14 protein-coding genes are annotated in these 14,779 nt (G+C 59.7%); 4 read left to right on the forward strand and 10 right to left on the reverse strand.

Annotation, left to right across the window (positions count from 1 at the left end):
• Nucleotides 1-38: 38 nt before the first annotated feature.
• On the reverse strand, nucleotides 39-3,203 hold the full coding sequence (locus G6K99_RS20455; protein ID WP_180215572.1) for an efflux RND transporter permease subunit: 3,165 nt from the start codon (nucleotides 3,201-3,203) through the stop codon (nucleotides 39-41).
• Nucleotides 3,200-4,399 (reverse strand): efflux RND transporter periplasmic adaptor subunit, encoded by a 1,200-nt coding sequence (locus tag G6K99_RS20460; protein WP_174197691.1) that lies wholly within the window; start codon nucleotides 4,397-4,399, stop codon nucleotides 3,200-3,202. Before G6K99_RS20460 ends, G6K99_RS20455 begins: the two co-directional genes overlap by 4 nt.
• 587 nt (nucleotides 4,400-4,986) lie before the next feature.
• On the opposite strand from G6K99_RS20460, the gene recQ reads away from it, so the two are divergent.
• The gene (gene recQ / locus G6K99_RS20465) at nucleotides 4,987-6,801 is read left to right on the forward strand and encodes a DNA helicase RecQ (protein WP_371816264.1); all 1,815 of its coding nucleotides are present in this window, start codon (nucleotides 4,987-4,989) and stop codon (nucleotides 6,799-6,801) included.
• A 66-nt stretch (nucleotides 6,802-6,867) separates the two neighbouring features.
• On the opposite strand, the gene G6K99_RS20470 is transcribed toward recQ, so the two are convergent.
• The 3 genes from G6K99_RS20470 to G6K99_RS20480 form a co-directional block, all read right to left on the reverse strand.
• Entirely contained in the window at nucleotides 6,868-7,278 is a 411-nt protein-coding gene (locus tag G6K99_RS20470; RefSeq protein ID WP_244631553.1) for a response regulator, read from the reverse strand.
• Between the two features lie 106 nt (nucleotides 7,279-7,384).
• A complete protein-coding gene (locus G6K99_RS20475; RefSeq protein ID WP_062459686.1) occupies nucleotides 7,385-7,825 on the reverse strand; it encodes a hypothetical protein in 441 nt (146 codons plus the stop codon).
• A gap of 140 nt (nucleotides 7,826-7,965) precedes the next feature.
• Nucleotides 7,966-8,829: an SDR family oxidoreductase gene (locus tag G6K99_RS20480; RefSeq protein ID WP_162759507.1), complete on the reverse strand. Its 864-nt coding sequence runs from the start codon at nucleotides 8,827-8,829 to the stop codon at nucleotides 7,966-7,968.
• A gap of 291 nt (nucleotides 8,830-9,120) precedes the next feature.
• Between G6K99_RS20480 and G6K99_RS20485 the strand changes: the two genes are divergently transcribed.
• Together G6K99_RS20485 and G6K99_RS20490 are read left to right on the forward strand one after the other, a co-directional pair.
• Nucleotides 9,121-9,330: a cold-shock protein gene (locus G6K99_RS20485; protein ID WP_062459695.1), complete on the forward strand. Its 210-nt coding sequence runs from the start codon at nucleotides 9,121-9,123 to the stop codon at nucleotides 9,328-9,330.
• A gap of 121 nt (nucleotides 9,331-9,451) precedes the next feature.
• Nucleotides 9,452-9,676: a hypothetical protein gene (locus G6K99_RS20490; protein WP_062459699.1), complete on the forward strand. Its 225-nt coding sequence runs from the start codon at nucleotides 9,452-9,454 to the stop codon at nucleotides 9,674-9,676.
• A 95-nt stretch (nucleotides 9,677-9,771) separates the two neighbouring features.
• Here the strand turns inward: G6K99_RS20490 and G6K99_RS20495 are convergent, their stop codons facing one another.
• From G6K99_RS20495 to G6K99_RS20510, 4 genes are all read right to left on the reverse strand, one after another.
• Nucleotides 9,772-10,194 carry a hypothetical protein gene (locus G6K99_RS20495; protein ID WP_174197694.1) on the reverse strand — a complete coding sequence of 141 codons (423 nt, stop codon included), beginning with the start codon at nucleotides 10,192-10,194 and terminating at the stop codon, nucleotides 9,772-9,774.
• A gap of 139 nt (nucleotides 10,195-10,333) precedes the next feature.
• On the reverse strand, nucleotides 10,334-11,539 hold the full coding sequence (pcaF, locus tag G6K99_RS20500) for a 3-oxoadipyl-CoA thiolase (protein WP_174197695.1): 1,206 nt from the start codon (nucleotides 11,537-11,539) through the stop codon (nucleotides 10,334-10,336).
• Between the two features lie 10 nt (nucleotides 11,540-11,549).
• Complete coding sequence (locus G6K99_RS20505) at nucleotides 11,550-12,254, reverse strand: CoA transferase subunit B (protein ID WP_174197696.1); 705 nt, start codon at nucleotides 12,252-12,254, stop codon at nucleotides 11,550-11,552.
• The gene (locus G6K99_RS20510) at nucleotides 12,251-12,973 is read right to left on the reverse strand and encodes a 3-oxoacid CoA-transferase subunit A (protein ID WP_174197697.1); all 723 of its coding nucleotides are present in this window, start codon (nucleotides 12,971-12,973) and stop codon (nucleotides 12,251-12,253) included. The genes G6K99_RS20505 and G6K99_RS20510 overlap by 4 nt, the downstream gene beginning before the upstream one ends.
• 117 nt (nucleotides 12,974-13,090) lie before the next feature.
• Here G6K99_RS20510 and G6K99_RS20515 point away from each other — a divergent pair, with 117 nt between their 5' ends.
• Nucleotides 13,091-13,852 (forward strand): IclR family transcriptional regulator C-terminal domain-containing protein, encoded by a 762-nt coding sequence (locus G6K99_RS20515; RefSeq protein WP_174197698.1) that lies wholly within the window; start codon nucleotides 13,091-13,093, stop codon nucleotides 13,850-13,852.
• Nucleotides 13,853-13,891: 39 nt separating this feature from the next.
• Here G6K99_RS20515 and mmsB read toward each other — a convergent pair whose 3' ends face one another.
• Nucleotides 13,892-14,779, reverse strand: a complete 888-nt coding sequence (mmsB, locus tag G6K99_RS20520; protein ID WP_174197699.1) for a 3-hydroxyisobutyrate dehydrogenase — start codon at nucleotides 14,777-14,779, stop codon at nucleotides 13,892-13,894.

The following is a 14,779-nucleotide window of genomic DNA, read 5'->3' on the forward strand; positions in this document are numbered from 1 at the left end:
CGAGAAGGACAGCCGCATCTATAACGGACATGCTGCTGCTATGCGGTCTCTGTCTTGGCCTCCAGATTTTCTGCCTTAGCTCTGCGGCCGCTGAAGATGCGCCGTACGAGCACGAAAAACAGCGGGACGTAAAGCGTTGCAAGGATCGTCGCCGTGATCATGCCGCCGATGACCGCCGTACCGATCGCGATGCGGCTCTGTGCACCCGCGCCGGACGAAATTGCAAGCGGCAAAACGCCGAAGATGAAGGCAAGACTGGTCATCAGGATCGGTCTTAGCCGCAGGCGGGCGGCTTCCATGGCCGAATCGTAAGCGCTCTTGCCGGCCCGTTCCGCCTGTTCCGCGAACTCGACGATCAGGATCGCATTCTTTGCGGAAAGGCCCATCGTGGTCAGAAGGCCGATCTGGAAGTAAACGTCGTTCTCCAGTCCGCGCAACGTGACAGCACAGACCGCTCCGATGATGCCAAGCGGGATGATGAGCATGACCGAGAACGGGATCGACCAGCTTTCGTAAAGTGCTGCAAGACATAAGAAGATGACGAGAAGCGACAGCCCGTAGAGGATGGGCGCCTGTCCGGCGGACAGTCTTTCCTGGTACGAGAGACTGCTCCAGGCCACCGACGTCCCCGGCAGGTCCGCGGCCAGTTCCGTCATACGGTCCATTGCCTGACCGGAGCTTAGGCCCGGTCCCGCTTGTCCCTGGATTTCATAGGACTGCAACCCGTTGAACCGCGTCAGCGTTGTCGGCGCCTGGGACCAGCTCGTCTTGGCAAACGAAGAGAAAGGTGCCATTTCGCCGCTTGCCGTGCGTACATACCAGCCATCGAGATCCTCGACAGCGCCGCGGTGGGCGGCGTCACCCTGGACGTAAACCCGCTTCACGCGCCCACGGTCCACAAAATCGTTGACATAGACGCCACCCCAGGCTGCGCTCAGGGTTGCATCGACATCGGACTGCTGGATCCCGAGTGCGCCGACCTTTTCGTCGTCTATGTCGATCTGTAACGTCGGGACGTCTTCAAGTCCGCTCGGACGTACGCGCGCAAGTGTCGGATCCGCAGTCGCCGCAGCGAGAAGCTGGTCGCGCCGCTGCTTGAATTCCGTCAGGCTGAGATCGCCATTGTTCAAAAGTTGCATGGTGAAGCCGTTGGACTGACCCAGTCCCTGCACCGATGGCGGTGTCAGCGCGAAGAACTGGGCGTCGCGCAAGGAGCGCCCGAGCGCGGCTGTGGCACGCGCCACAATCGAGGCGGCCGCATTCTCTTCGCCCACTCGTTCGTCCCATGGCTTGAACTGCACAAAACCCTGACCGACGTTCTGGCCGGAACCGCTGAAACGGAAACCCGAAATCGTAAACAGGCCAGCAATATTCGCCTGTTCCGGTCCGAGGAAGTGGTCTTCGATCGCGGCTGCCGTCTCGACCGTGCGAACGCGTGTTGCGCCGGGCGGAAGCGTGTACTGAACCACGCCGTAACCCTGATCCTCAACCGGAAGAAAGCCGCCGGGAAGTTGGAGGAAGAGAAACACGACGGCGCCGACCAGCGCACAAAAGGCGATGATCGAAAGCCAGATCCTGCGGATGGCGATCGTTACGGCCGCGAGATATGTCTTTTGAACCCAGCCGTAGCCGCGGTCGAACATCGTCCCAAATCGCCGGATCAGACCACCAGTGCGCTTCGGCGCATTCTCTTTGACGCGTGGTTTCATGAGGGTTGCGGTCAGGGCCGGCGTCAGCACCAGCGCCACCACGACCGACAGAACCATTGCGGAGATAACAGTGACCGAGAACTGCCGGTAAATGACACCGGTTGAGCCGCCGAAGAATGCCATCGGAACAAACACCGCCGACAGGACCAGCGCGATCGCAATCAACGCAGTCTGGATTTCACCCATCGAGCGAAGCGTCGCGTCTCGGGGGCTTAAGTCCGGCTCTTCCTCCATGACACGTTCGACATTCTCGACGACGACGATCGCGTCATCGACCAGAAGACCGATCGAAAGGACCAGTCCGAATAGGGTGAGCGTGTTGATCGAATATCCGAACAGTGCGAGCACGCCGAACGTGCCGAGCACGACGACCGGGACGGCAAGTGCTGGAATAAGCGTCGCACGCCAGCTGCGCAGGAAGACGAACATGACGATGACGACAAGAACGATCGCCTCGATCAGTGTCTTCACCACTTCCTCGATCGAAAGCCGGATGAACTCGGTGGAGTCACGAGGGTAGGTGACGCGGTAGCCATCCGGCATGTTTGCCGCTTCGCCATCGATAGCCGCTTTCACCAGCTCGGCCGTTTCAAGCGCGTCCGCGCCGGGGGCAAGCTGAACGGCAATGCCGGATGCCGGATGACGGTTGAAACGGGTGAAGCGCGTATAGCTTTCCTGTCCGAGTTCGACGCGGGCGACATCCGCCAAGGTGACACGTGCGCCGCTTTCGTCCGTGCGGATGACGATCCGCTGGAACTCCTCCGGTGTCGTCAGGCGCGAACGGGCGGTCACGATCGCATTCAGCATCTGCGTGTCGGGGGAGGGTTGGGCGCCGATCTGGCCGGCCGCAACCTGCGTATTCTGCGCCTCGATCGCGGTGATGACGTCCGACGGCATCATCCCGTATGAAAACAAACGACCCGGGTCGAGCCAGATGCGCATCGCGTATTGCGAGCCGAAAAGGTTGGTATCGCCGACGCCGGGAAGGCGACCGATCCGCTCCTGGAGATTGGCGGCAATGTAGTCCGAAATGTCGGAATCCTTCGCCTTATCGGTTTCGTCGTAAACTGCGGCGACAAGCAAAAAGTCACTGTTGGATTTCGTAACGGTGAGACCTTGCTGCTGCACTTGCTGGGGCAGACGAGAGAGAGCCTGCTGCACTCTGTTTTGAACCTGAACCTGTGCGATATCGGGATCGGTGCCCTTGTCGAATGTTACCGCGATCGTGACCTGGCCTTCGGCGCTGGAGGTCGACGTGAAGTAGATGAGGCCGTCGATGCCGGTAAGCTGCTGCTCGATCACCTGTGTCACGCTGGTTTCAAGCGTTGCAGCTGAAGCCCCAGTGTAATTGGCGCGGATGTTCACCTGCGGCGGCGCGATATCCGGATACTGCTCGACCGGAAGCGTCAGGATGGAGCCGATACCACCCAACATGATCACGATCGCGATCACCCAGGCAAAGATTGGACGATCGACAAAGATACGGCTGATCATAGCGCGGGGACCGCCTTGTTCTCTGTTGCTTCTGCGGTCTGCTTCTTACCCACGTCGACAATCTTGACCTTGTCGTCGGGTTTGACCTTGGAGACGCCTTCAACGATGACCCGGTCTCCAGGAGCAAGGCCTTCGGTTACGAGCCAGCGATTGCCGACAGCCTGAGCGACCTGGAGCGCTCGCCGCTGGACGGTATCTCCGTCGCCGACCACGAGCGCGCTTGCCTCTCCCGTCGGGCTCCTCGTCACGCTCTGCTGCGGCACGAGGATCGCATCCTTCGCCTGAGTCTGTGAGAGAACTGCGCGGACATACATGCCTGGCAGCAGGATTGCGTCGGGGTTCGGAAACTCGGCGCGAAGTGTGACAGATCCGGTCGACGGATTGACGGTGACATCGGTAAACTGGAGTTTGCCCGGAAGCGGATATTCCTGACCGTCTTCCAGTTTCAAACGCACCTCGGCCGTGTCCTTGGACAATTCGCTCGAGGCCATCGCATCTCGCAGCTTTAAAAGCGCGGTCGAGGATTGCTGAATATCGACGAAGATTGGGTCGAGGCGCTGGATGGTCGCCAAGGCCTGCGTCTGCTGAGCCGATACGAGCGCACCTGTCGTCACCAGCGAACGGCCGATCCTGCCGCTGATCGGCGCGGTCACCTTGCTGTAGCGCAGGTTGATCTCCGCGGTCTGGAGCTTCGCATTGTTCTGTGCGACGGCCGCAGTGGCAGACCGGAGCGCTGCAGTGGCATCCGTAAACGCCTGCTCGCTAACCGCTCCCTTTTGCGCCAGGGGCTTTAAACGTTCGAATTCGATCCGCGCGTTGTCTTCGCCGGCCTTGGCACTTTCGAGATTGGCGCGTGCCTCCGCAACCGAGGCTTCGAACAGGCTTGCATCGATCTGGTAGAGCGTGTCTCCCTTCTTGACGAAAGCACCTTCGGTAAACGAGCGAGCCTCGATGATCCCTGACACCTGGGGCCTGACCTCAGAAGTCTCGAACGGGGAGGTGCGACCTGCAAGCTCGTTCACGAGCGGCACGTCTTCTGTCATCGCCGTCACAATCCCAACTTCCGTTGGCTGGCGCGGTGGCTTTGCTTCCTCCTCGGCCTGCAGATTGCAGCCGGCAAGCGCAACGGCACAGCCGATGGCTGCGAGCCGCGGCAGCAACCCCTTCTTCGGGTAGGAGAACTGTGTGGGGATCATCGTAATTTGGCCTGTTTCGTCGCTGCCGAGATGAGTTGCTCGGCAGGTAACGCGGAAGGCGGCAAATCGTACGGTGCTGTTTCATCACGATGTTGCGATGCAATCGCGAGCCGGACATTTTGCGTCCGAGAGGCCTGAGAAAGCTGGCCCATGAGAGCTGGCCTGTCCGCAGTTTCTGCAAACAGTTTCAGAGTAGCTGTATGGTGACTGCTTCGATCAGAATATGATAGATATTCTCTATGACCGTCTGGGAATCCGTTTTGAACGGTGCCGGCAGGTTTTTAGAATGTTCCTAAAGTGTTCAAATTATCGGTATCTAATATTATCGTTTGCTAATTTTGCAACGCGGTCGCGATCTCGCTGCCCCCTTAAATCTAGGGGTATGTCGATTGATATTTTCTATCAGGTCATTTGTTTCGTGCCTCAATGTCATTCGGGCACGAACCGCTTGATGGATAGTGGCGATATCTGCGGCGGCGGGCTTTGCAAAGGTCGTGCCTTGTGAGATGGCTCGCGAGCAAGGATGGAGGCGGAACGAGCTCATGCAAGCGAAATCAACCAGCCAAGATGGTGAACGCAAAAGCGGTATGCAGGCGGATCCGGTCGGGGTTTTGCAGAAGGTTTACGGCTACCCTTCCTTTCGCGGCGACCAGGAGGCTGTCGTTCGCCATGTTGTTTCGGGCGGAGACGCGGTTGTGCTGTTTCCGACGGGCGCAGGAAAATCCCTGTGCTTTCAGATCCCGGCTCTCTGCCGCGACGGCGTCGGCATCGTTGTTTCGCCGCTGATTGCGCTGATGCGCGATCAGGTCGAGGCGTTGAAGCAGATCGGAGTCCGTGCCGCCTCGATCAATTCCTCCATGCCGCGGGAAACGTTCGGCGAGGTCAAACGCGCGCTCGCGGCCGGCAGGCTCGACATGCTGTACGTGACCCCCGAGAGGATCGTGACGTCAGGGTTTCGTGAGTTGATCGGAGACGCCAAGGTCGCGCTGTTTGCAATCGATGAAGCGCATTGCGTCTCGCAATGGGGGCATGATTTTCGCCCGGAGTATCGGCAGCTCGGTGAACTCGCCGACCTTTACCCGGGCGTGCCGCGTATGGCGCTGACCGCGACCGCCGACCCGCATACGCGGGAAGATCTTATCGACAGGCTCACCCTGCGCAATGCCCGGGTCTTCACCGCATCGTTCGATCGCCCGAACATTGCCTACGAGATCGTTGAACGGGATCAACCGCGCCAGCAGTTGCTGCGCTTCCTGGAGAATCACAAGGGATCGAGCGGTATCGTCTACTGCCTGTCGCGCGCGAAGGTCGAGGAGACCGCGGAGTGGCTGAGTGCGCAAGGCATCCGCGCGTTGCCCTACCATGCGGGTATGGACCGGGAGGTTCGCGATGCCAATCAGGACGCCTTCTTGAAAGAGGAAGACCTCTGCCTTGTCGCGACCGTCGCGTTCGGGATGGGCATCGACAAACCCGATGTACGCTACGTCGCGCACCTGGATTTGCCGAGCTCAGTCGAAGCCTATTATCAGGAGACGGGCCGTGCCGGTCGTGACGGTCTGCCGTCCGAAGTTTGGATGGCCTACGGGATGGCCGACGTCATTCAGCGCGGCAGGATGATCGACAACGGCACGTCCGGCGACGACGTCAAGCGGGTCGAGCGCGCCAAGCTCAATGCGTTGCTTGCTATCTGCGAGACAGCCGGCTGCCGACGACAGGCGATCCTCGCACATTTTGGAGAAGAGCATGCGGGGCATTGCGGAAACTGCGATACCTGCATCAAGCCCGTGGACACCTGGGACGGAACCGAGGCCGCCATCAAGGCGCTCGCTGCCGTGTATCGAACAGAGGAACGGTTCGGTACCGGCCATTTGATCGATGTCCTGCTCGGCAATGACAACGAAAAGACACGTCGCTTTGGCCATGTGGACATGCCGGTCTTCGGTGCGGGAAAGGATCTGGCGCAAAAGACGTGGCAGTCCGTCTATCGCCAGCTTCTGGCCGCAGGCCTGGTGCGCGTCGATCACCAGGCTTTCGGAGCTTTGAAACTGGAGCCTTCGGCACGCGATGTCTTCCGCCACGAGCGGACCGTCCGTTTCCGCAAGGACCCGGTGACCGGCCGCAAGACGGCACGAGGGCAAACGGCAGGCTCGAAAAACCCAAGGTCGCAGTTGGGAGAGACCGATGCGGTCTTGTTTGAGGCATTGCGCAAAATGAGAATGACGATTGCGAAGGATCTGGCGATCCCTCCCTACGTCGTATTCGCCGATGCGACGCTGATCGCGTTTGCAACGCAGAGGCCGACAACCCAAGATGCGCTCCTCGGTGTATCCGGCGTCGGGCAAGCGAAACTTGAGCGTTATGGCGACGCGTTCCTTGATATTATTCGGGCACACGACGGATAATCGATAGACGACGCGCTGCGAGCGGCTAATGGTCGCCCCGACACTATATCGGGACGACGCCGGTCCTTACTGCTTTATGACGGGAAACGTTCTGAGGCGGTCCGGCGGGCACGTGCCCTCGATCCCGGCGCGTCTGTCAGCTACGTACTGGATTGCTTTCACGACCTCGAGATCGAGGATCGGCTTCTCCATCACGCCAAGCGTTCCCTTCACGCCCGCCCCCAGCGCGCCCGGATCGCTCGTCATGAACAAGACGGTGATGTCGGCGATTGCGAGGTCGCGCCCGATGCCCGGCCCGGTTGGACCGTCATCGAGGTTGACATCGACCAATGCCATATCCGCCGTGGCAGCAAGCAACGTGGCTTCCGCTCTGTTTCTCGCCACGCCAATCGAATGGTGCCCCAACGCTTCGACAGCGTCTTCCAGACCCATTGCAATAATTGGCTGATCTTCGACAATCAGAACATTGAAAGCCATTTCCATTCTCCGTTCATGAACACTTTTGCGTAATCTCTTAGTGAACGAACGGGCGGAAATGCAGGGTGTTCCAGTTTTCGTCACAAATACTTATGGTTGAACGTGGCTATCGCGTGATGCCCCACAGAAATCCGATAGCCGCCGCAAGCCCAACGGCTCCGATTGGAGATCTTTGGATACCGCGCTTGATGTCGTCCACAATAAGGCGGGGTTCGTTCGCGTACTCGCGGTAGGTTGCCGGCTCTACGGCTCTGTCCTTCAAACTTTCGAGCTCGGCGCGCAGGGCTGTCAGCGTATCTCGTGCTTTGGCAGTTGCCGAGTTGTCGCGGTCGTGGACCGATGCCAGCGCTTCATCGACAAGCGGTTCGTCTGAACTCGTGCTCGGGCCGCCAAAGCCTGTGGCAGTGGACGAAGATGAAACAGGATCGGAACCCGGGAAGGTCTCCTCGAGGCCCTGTTGCAGGACTTCGTCTGGAGTGCGGGCGCGTTGTGCTGCCTGTTCGCGAAGAAGAGACGCGGCAGCAGGCGACTGGGAATGATCGGCCATTGGGTTTTCCTTGCTTGTTTGTTTGGGGATCGAGACATCCTCTGATCCGGCTCGTGTTTCTTTGGGTACCGAAACTCGCTCTTCGAGAGCGGTTTCGGGAGAGGAGCGAGCCTTCCCGAAACCGAACGACAATGAACGGATCAGATCATGATCTCGCCGCCGGTCACCGGAATGACGGCGCCAGTCATGTAGCTGCCAAGGTCGGACGCCAAGAGAACATAGGCACCTGCCAATTCGGCTGGCTGGCCCGCACGACCGAGCAGGGTCTGCTCGCCGAACTTCGCCGCCTTTTCAGCCGGCATGGTCGAGGGAATGAGAGGCGTCCAGATCGGGCCCGGCGCGACGGCATTCACCCGGATCCCATGTTCTGCCAACATTTCGGCAAGACCAGCCGTGAAGTTGGAGATGGCACCCTTGGTCGAGGCGTAGGCGAGAAGCTGTGGCGAAGGTTGACGCGACTGGATCGACGTCGTGTTGATGATCGAGCTACCCGGCTTCATCAGAGGGACAGCCGCCTTCGATAGGAAGAATGGTGCGTAGATGTTGGTCCGGAACGTCTCGTCCCACTCTTCCGCAGTGATATCGGTAATGGTGGCATAGGTGCGCTGGAAGGCGGCATTGTTGACGAGGATGTCAATTTTTCCGAGCTCATCGGCCGTGCGCTTCACGAGCGCGTTGCAATGCTCTTCCGACTTGATGTCTCCGGGAACGACCACTGCCTTGCGGCCTGCTTCGCGCACCCACTTCGCCGTGTCTTCAGCGTCTTCGTGTTCGCTGAGGTACGAAATCAGGATATCCGCGCCTTCGCGGGCGAATGCGATCGCCACAGCTTTGCCGATGCCTGAATCGGCACCGGTAATCAGCGCGACCTTGCCCTCAAGACGACCATTGCCCTTGTAGGAGTGTTCGCCATGATCCGGCGCCGGATCCATCAATGCGGTCTGGCCTGGCGGATCCTGATGCTGGGCGGGATGGGGAGGTGTCGGGCGACGTGTTTCTTGCATGGTTTGATCTCCAGTCTAGCGTTCTGAGCAGAAACAAGCTGATCCACAATCGGTTCCGTTGTCGCTCACTCAGCCTCTTCGAAAGCGCTCCAGTCGGGCCGGGGAAACTAAAAGTTGACTTTCGGGAGCGTAGCCGCTATTTGTGGTTTATCGATATTTTGCTTGCTGATCTTTGGTTATTGCGCTTCGAACGAAGCGCCTGAGCGAACTTCCTCTTCAAAACAAATCGCTATCACCTTCTGCAAGATCTCGTTTTGCAGATTTCTTCTCTATGCTTTGAAAGGGTTCACTATGACCACCGGCACAGTAAAATGGTTTAATTCCACTAAGGGCTTCGGCTTCATTCAGCCTGACGATGGCGGCGCTGATGCGTTCGTTCACATCTCCGCAGTCGAGCGCGCCGGAATGCGCGAAATCGTCGAAGGCCAGAAGCTGGGCTACGAACTTGAGCGCGACGCAAAGTCGGGCAAGATGTCGGCCTGCAACCTTCAGGCTGCTTAATTCGATTTTTGCTTCGCTTTGACCACGGATGTACTGGCACTGTCGAAGTAGCAGTTGGTGAGGGCCGAGCATACGTGCTCGGCCTTCTTATTTGGCGTCTACCGCCAGGATTGGATAAGAAATGACGGAAACAATGTCGAAGTCGCGCGAGCGTGCGGAAGCCGCATTTGCTCAGACCCAGACCCAGTTTTTCTCCCGCGTCGAAGCGGTCGCAGAATTAAACGCACACGTCGCCGAACGTGACTCAAAGACGGCTCGGCTCAAGGCTGCGCGCCTTGCAAAAGAAATTGAAGACCGCGCCTCTGCGACCGCTGCACTGATTGCAAAGCGCGCCAAGAAGGCCTGACACCAGTCCGACTTGGAATGAACTCGGCCCGCAGCCTGCGCGGCCGATCTTGTTTCATGCCCGTGGCTCCGACTACCGCTACAGTCGACCAGAGATCACGGACCTCCGATCGTGGGCAGATACGTCTCGACTTCACGCCTTCCCCCGGTGTCGAGCACAGCGATATTCTCGTTCCAGAAATCTTCAGCTTCTTTGGTATCGGTTCCCCATGCACGCGTAGCGCTGCGACGGCCACCGAGACGCAGATACTGATGGGCCAGCATCGACAGGCCGGACGCAGTCCCAGTCTCAATCGTGGAGTTTCTAACGGGAAGTGCAGATAGCATCCGCTCAAGCGCGTCGTGCTCGGGGCCACGTGGGTGTTGACTTAAGAACACGTCCACTGGGATCCGCGTTTCGTGGCCACCGGACGGCAAGTTGCCACGGTGAATAACTGTTGGGTGCTGGTTCTCGGGAGCGGGCTCTATAAACCACCGATCTCCATTGGTGCTGTGCGCAAACTCCTGCGGTTCGTTCATGCTGCCGATCCTTACGAGTTTTCGAGGGGGAGACGCTATCCGGCTTGTGTTCTTGCCGTGCGCCTCGCTTATCAACAGTCACCGCCGCCAATGGTTGCCGGAGGCGTCGAATTGTCTTCGAGCTCCGGCTGCAATCCCCCTAAACTCGTTCCAAAGCTAGAGCTATCCCCTGGCCAACGCCGATGCACATCGTGGCAAGCGCGTATCGCGTACTCCCCAGCGACAGCTCCAGTGCCGCAGTTCCGGCAATGCGTGCTCCGGACATGCCGAGCGGGTGACCGAGCGCGATGGCACCGCCATTCGCGTTGACATGCTCCGCATGATCTGGAATTCCGAGCTCGCGCAAAACGGCGATGCCCTGAGAGGCGAAGGCTTCGTTCAGCTCGACAATCCCGAAATCCTGCGGCGACAGGCCGAGGCGTGCGCAGAGTTTCTGCGTCGCTGGCGCAGGCCCGATGCCCATCACCCGTGGCGGAACGCCAGCCGCAGCGCCGCCGAGGATGCGTGCAATCGGCGTCAGGCCATATTTTAGGGCCGCTTCCTGCGAGGCGATGATCAGTGCCGCGGCCCCGTCATTGACGCCGGATGCGTTGCCGGCCGTGACCGTGCCGCCTTCGATCTTGTTCACCGGCCTGAGCTTGGCCAATGCCTCCAGGCTGGTCGTACGGGGATGCTCGTCCTTGTCGACAATGATGCTGTCGCCCTTGCGTTGCGGGACGCTGACTGGTGTGATTTCGCGCGCTAGACGGCCGTTCTGCTGAGCTGCGGAGGCTTTCTCCTGGCTGCGCAGTGCAAAAGCGTCCTGATCCTCGCGAGAGACGTGATAATCGATCGCGACGTTGTCGCCCGTTTCCGGCATGGAATCGACGCCATACTGCTTTTTCATCAGCGGATTGACGAAACGCCACCCAATGGTGGTGTCATAGATCTCGGCGTTGCGCGAAAACGCGGTCTCGGCCTTCGGCATCACAAATGGCGCACGGCTCATGCTTTCAACGCCACCGGCAATCATAATCTCGGCTTCGCCGGCCTTGATGGCGCGGGCAGCGGTGATCACGGCATCCATGCCCGATCCGCAGAGACGGTTGATCGTCGTGCCGGATACGGAAACAGGCAGGCCGGCAAGCAGCAGCGACATGCGCGCGACATTCCGGTTATCTTCGCCCGCCTGGTTGGCGCAGCCAAAGACCACGTCGCCGACCGCTTCCCAGTCGACGGCAGCGTTTCGCTCCATCAGTGCCCTAAGAGGTACAGCGCCCAGATCGTCCGCACGGACCGATGACAGCGCGCCGCCGAAACGACCGATCGGGGTACGGATATAATCGCAGATAAATGCTTCGGTCATCGATCTCTCCTCAAAGCGCCGGTACGACAAGATCGGCAACAGCGCCGTCGACATGGAGCTGCGCGCCGGTCATCGCCTGCAATTCCTCGATGGTCATTGCGGCGAGCTTTTCACGCAGGACAAAACGGCCGTCCGCGATATCGATCACCGCATGGCTCGTATAGACCCTCGTGATGCAGCCGACGCCAGTCAGGGGAAATGTGCATTTGGAGACAAGTTTCGGCTTGCCGTCCTTCGTCACATGCTCGGTGATGACGTAAACCTGCTTGGCACCATGCACCAGATCCATCGCGCCGCCGACCGCCGGCACGCCTTTGGAGCCAACGCGCCAGTTGGCGAGGTCGCCATTTTCCGCCACCTGATAGGCGCCGAGGATTGCAACGTCGAGATGGCCGCCCCGCACCATGGCGAAGCTGTCCGCATGATGAAAGAAAGCCGCGCCGGGCTTGACCGTGACGGCCTTTTTGCCCGCGTTGATCAGATCCCAGTCTTCCTCACCGGCTGCCGGAGGCTCGCCGAAATCGAGGATGCCGTTTTCCGTATGGAAGATCGCCTGTCTGCCGGGCGGCTGATAGCGGGCGACCATTTCCGGAAAACCGATCCCGAGATTGATATAGGCGCCATCTTCGATATCCTGCGCGGCACGCCAAGCGATCTGCGTGTTCGACAGTTTGATGTCTTCGCGGGTGTCCAGTGTCTGAGTTTCGCCGCTCATGCGCTCATTCCTCCGGCATAGGCCACTCCGGCCCGGATGAGTTCTTCTTCTTGCTGAGGGTTTGAAACCTCGACCACCGCATCGACAAAGATGCCGGGCGTGATCACGTGTTCGGGGTCGATGTCGCCGGGTTCAACGATCTGCGAGACCTGGGCGATGGTCGTGGTCGCCGCCATGCACATCAGAGGATTGAAGTTCCGGCCGGCCTTGCGATAGGTGAGGTTGCCATGGGTGTCGCCCAGATGCGCCTTGACGATGGCAAAGTCGGCCTTGAGCCAGCGCTCCTGCACATAATGTCGTCCATCGAACTCGGCGACTGGTTTGCCCTCGGCGAGTTCCGTTCCATAACCCGTCGGCGTGTAGAAGGCCGGTATGCCGGCGCCACCTGCGCGGATCCGCTCGGCAAGCGTGCCCTGGGGGACGAGTTCCAACTCGATCTTTCCGGCCAGATAGGTATCGGTGAAGGCGCGCGGATCGGACGAGCGAGGGAAGGAGCAGATCATCTTCGCGATCATGCCCGCATCGATCATTGCCGCAATGCCGATGCGTCCGTTCCCGGCGTTGTTATTGATCACGGTCAGGTTTTTAGGACCGCTGTCGATCAGCGCGTGGATGAGTTCGATCGGCGCACCGGAGCCTCCGAAACCACCGATCATCACCGTGGCACCGTCGGTGATCTTGGACACGGCATCAGCCAAAGTCCGAATTGTTTTATCCATCAGTATCCTCCGCAAACCGCTCCCGCTGCAGAAACAACTAAATCCCATGAGGATGGACGGCAAACCATTTGTGCGATATCGTCTCTTTGTACGATTATCGCACAAAACGAGGCTCTGTTGGACGTCAAGATCAGAGACATGATGGGCGGGCTGGCAAAGGGCCTCAAGGTCATAGAAGCCTTCTCTGCCGAGCGACCGCGTCTCAGCATCGCCGAAGCCTCACAGCTCACCGGTTATGATCGCGCGACGGTGAGACGATGCCTCCTGACGCTCTCCGAACTCGGCTATTGCGCCTATGACGGAAAATTCTTCACCGTCACGCCCCGCGTCTTGCGACTGGGGACGGGATGCCTGGCAGCGATGCCATTGCCGAAGATCGTGCAGCCCTGGCTCGATGACCTGTCCGAACAGACAGGCCAAAGCACATCCGTTTCCATTCTTGATGCGAGTGACATCGTCTACGTCGCGCGGGCCGCGCAGCGCAGGGTCATGTCGATTTCGCTGATGCCCGGCTCACGCCTTCCAGCCTACTGCACCTCCATGGGGCGGGTGATGCTGGCAGCACTTCCTGTCGAGCAGGCAGAAGATCTTCTTTCATTAAAGCCGCTCGTGGCGAGGACGGCAAAGACCGTGACCGACATCGAAACGCTCAAGGGCGAACTGCTCCGCATCCGTGATCGCGGCTATGCCTGCATCGATCAGGAGGTCGAAATCGGCCTTCGCTCTCTGGCCGTCCCGCTATTCGGCCCCCGCGGCCAAGTCGTCGCCGCGCTGAACATCGGGCTAGCCGCGTCAGAGGAGCCGATGCAGGCTGTCGCTGACCGTTACATTCCGTCACTGCTTAAAGTTCAGAAGGAGCTGACCGGCATATCCGGTTGAATTTGCGGCATATGCCGGCGTTCCAACTCCCAAACCATCTTATTCCCGCGGTATCTCCTGCAGCATCCGGATGATGGCGGAAAAGTCCTCGCCGCCGTGTCCGGCTGCCTCGAACTGGGCGTAGAGGTCGGCCGCGTGGGCTCCGAGCGGTGTCGCGGCGCCGGATTGTTGTGCTGCCTCTTGTGACAGCAGCAAGTCCTTCAGCATCAACGCCGTGGCAAAGCCGGGGCGGTAGTCGTTGTTGGCAGGCGATGTCGGCACGGGACCGGGCACGGGGCAATAGGTCGTCAGCGACCAGCACTGGCCCGATGAGGTCGAGGCGACATCGAACAGCGCCTGATGCGAGAGGCCGAGCTTTTCAGCCAGGCCGAACGCTTCGCAGACGCCGATCATCGAGATGCCGAGGATCATGTTGTTGCAGATCTTTGCAGCCTGACCCGCACCATCGCCGCCGCAGTGGACAATCTTGCGGCCCATGGCTTCGAGGATAGCCTTACCCGACGCAAACGCACTCTCCGAGCCGCCCACCATGAATGTCAGCGTGCCCGCTTCCGCGCCGGTCGTTCCCCCGGACACCGGAGAATCGAGAGAGAGGCAACCCATCGCGCTGCCCAGAGCATGCGCCTTGCGGGCGCTCTCCACGTCCACGGTCGAACAATCGATGAGCAGCGTTCCCTCGGGGATCACGGATGCCAGATCCGACCAGACGGCGAGGACATGCTGGCCCTTGGGCAGCATGGTGATAATGCAGTCTGCATTCAGCACAGCCTGGGGGAGGGTGCTTGCCGCGTTGACGCCATGCGCGCTTGCGGCATTCCTGCTCGCCTCCGAAAGATCGAAGCCCCAGACGTCATGTCCCGCCTTGACGAGATTGGCCGCCATCGGCCCGCCCATGTTCCCAAGTCCAACGAATGCAACCTTGCTCAT

It is taken from the genome of Neorhizobium sp. AL 9.2.2 (genome assembly GCF_013317225.1).
In the GTDB taxonomy this organism is placed as follows: Bacteria; Pseudomonadota; Alphaproteobacteria; order Rhizobiales; family Rhizobiaceae; genus Neorhizobium; species Neorhizobium soli.

Bases quoted from the DNA above. Each gene is read 5' to 3' on its own strand.
- G6K99_RS20455 (WP_180215572.1), bottom strand. From the start codon at position 3,203: ATGATCAGCCGTATCTTTGTCGATCGTCCAATCTTTGCCTGGGTGATC.
- G6K99_RS20460 (WP_174197691.1), bottom strand. From the start codon at position 4,399: ATGATCCCCACACAGTTCTCCTACCCGAAGAAGGGGTTGCTGCCGCGG.
- recQ (WP_371816264.1), top strand. From the start codon at position 4,987: ATGCAGGCGGATCCGGTCGGGGTTTTGCAGAAGGTTTACGGCTACCCT.
- G6K99_RS20470 (WP_244631553.1), bottom strand. From the start codon at position 7,278: ATGGCTTTCAATGTTCTGATTGTCGAAGATCAGCCAATTATTGCAATG.
- G6K99_RS20475 (WP_062459686.1), bottom strand. From the start codon at position 7,825: ATGGCCGATCATTCCCAGTCGCCTGCTGCCGCGTCTCTTCTTCGCGAA.
- G6K99_RS20480 (WP_162759507.1), bottom strand. From the start codon at position 8,829: ATGCAAGAAACACGTCGCCCGACACCTCCCCATCCCGCCCAGCATCAG.
- G6K99_RS20485 (WP_062459695.1), top strand. From the start codon at position 9,121: ATGACCACCGGCACAGTAAAATGGTTTAATTCCACTAAGGGCTTCGGC.
- G6K99_RS20490 (WP_062459699.1), top strand. From the start codon at position 9,452: ATGACGGAAACAATGTCGAAGTCGCGCGAGCGTGCGGAAGCCGCATTT.
- G6K99_RS20495 (WP_174197694.1), bottom strand. From the start codon at position 10,194: ATGAACGAACCGCAGGAGTTTGCGCACAGCACCAATGGAGATCGGTGG.
- pcaF (WP_174197695.1), bottom strand. From the start codon at position 11,539: ATGACCGAAGCATTTATCTGCGATTATATCCGTACCCCGATCGGTCGT.
- G6K99_RS20505 (WP_174197696.1), bottom strand. From the start codon at position 12,254: ATGAGCGGCGAAACTCAGACACTGGACACCCGCGAAGACATCAAACTG.
- G6K99_RS20510 (WP_174197697.1), bottom strand. From the start codon at position 12,973: ATGGATAAAACAATTCGGACTTTGGCTGATGCCGTGTCCAAGATCACC.
- mmsB (WP_174197699.1), bottom strand. From the start codon at position 14,779: ATGAGCAAGGTTGCATTCGTTGGACTTGGGAACATGGGCGGGCCGATG.